Source organism: Plesiomonas sp., assembly GCF_051650925.1.
In the GTDB taxonomy this organism is placed as follows: Bacteria; Pseudomonadota; Gammaproteobacteria; order Enterobacterales; family CAMTGL01; genus Plesiomonas.
Window position 1 is genome coordinate 1 of record NZ_JBOFRH010000290.1, and the last position, 1,709, is coordinate 1,709.

At 44.3% G+C, this 1,709-nt stretch carries 2 protein-coding genes; both read right to left on the bottom strand.

All coding sequences use genetic code 11. The features are described 5' to 3' along the window. The coding region (locus tag ACRC27_RS06940; protein ID WP_438639507.1) for a lytic polysaccharide monooxygenase at positions 1–799 on the bottom strand (799 nt) is incomplete at its 3' end. 714 nt (positions 800–1,513) lie between these two features. Continuing rightward, positions 1,514–1,709: type II secretion system protein GspM (gene gspM / locus ACRC27_RS06945; RefSeq protein ID WP_438639508.1), on the bottom strand; the 196-nt coding region annotated here is incomplete at its 5' end.

A 1,709-nucleotide genomic window follows, 5' to 3' on the forward strand; every position in this document is an offset into this window, starting at 1 on the left:
GGCCAGCCTGATACAGGGTCTGGCTGCTATTAATCGCTTTCGACAGTGCGTAAGCCCACTGATTTTTCTCGCCTTGCTCATTTGAGGCGATGGTCAGCGTGGTGGACAGCGCATGACGCTCACCTTGGGCATCAAACACGCGCGTTTTGACTTTATCGCCGACACTCAGATTGACGCTTGGATAGATGGTACCCACATTTGCCCAGCCAAAATCAGGGATTTCGCTGTTATCGTCGTCAAACATCACATCAATCATGTTATAGAAACTGTTGACGGTATCACCCACTTCCCACACCGCCAGAATGACGTGGTAACCGCTACGCTTAGGGATCACGATGTCATGGCTAAATTGCTTCGGTGGCTGCTGCATATCACCGCTATGAACCGCAAACGGTGTTAATTCAAATGCATCGCGGGTCAATGGCGCATTCTGATCCCAGTTCGGTTTGGTGATGTAATAACGCCACTCGCGCGTCACGTGATTGGCGGTAAAATTCCAGCGAATGGTCTGCTTACCGCTTTTAATCGGCGTTTTACTCCAGCGGGTGCTGGTTTGCGCATCCAGCTCGCTAAATTGCACCAAGCCCGCGCTCGCCAGTTTGCCATCCGCAGGGCCTGCTAACGGAAAACCATCTGGCCCTTCAATACTTTGTGGCTCCCACTGCACTGCGCCACAGTCACTGTTTAAGCCGGTTTTACAGGCGTAGCCACGTGATTGTGGCGCTTCCACATAACCGTGGGCCCAAGCCGTCGAGCTAAACGCGGCGATTGTTAGCAATGCAATTTTAGTCAGTTTCATCATAGTTCCAGTTTAGAGATAAAAAACAGCGCAGAAGCGATGCTGCGCCAAAAAAGACCACCTCGGCGTGATACCGCTGCGGTCAAAACATTGATGCGATCCCTAAGAGGGATTTATTAAAATTTGTTTTATTTATATCCGCGATTATTTATATCCGCGCCACGATATGGATATCAGCATTGATGCATATCAATAATAAATCAGCGTTGTTACTCATCCTCCACCATGCAATACGCAAAGCGGATAAACTTAATTTTTATATTTAGGTTAAAATCAATCGTCTGCGCTTGATATACATCAGACAATTGGGTGCACTAACTGGTCGCTTTAATAATCAATTTAATTATTTCATTAAGCAAACAGAGAAACTCGACAATAAACCGTCAAACCAAAACGCAAATAACGACAATATATTGACCAACCGAATTCAGAAAACAGTCAGAAAATAGAGCATGCATTAAGCATGCAAATAGACTTCTCATTTTATTGGCATTTGAGCACAGGGGTAAATGGACTGTCAATAAAGCTTAGATGACGTTTTCATTAATTCGTAATATTCACCAATAAAAATAGATTAAACACTCTAAATAGAACGCATTCAGATTAGCCTCTCTGAAATTAATCGCACAAATCACGGTTTATTTCTCACCGAATTTGATTTTGCATACCTCTAATTAGGTACTATTGAATTAGATGTCTGAGTGTCGATTAAAATTATGCCAACTCCAAATTCAATACGCGCACCTGCCCCGGCATCATTTCGGCACTGACATCCAAGAAACGTACTTGGATGCCAAACTCATCATGTAGCGTATTAAGCCATGCCAGCAAACTGTTAAAACTGAGCGGGTTGATGCTCAGTTGAATGCTATCGTCTTTATTCACTATTCGCGTTACCACTATCTGGTGC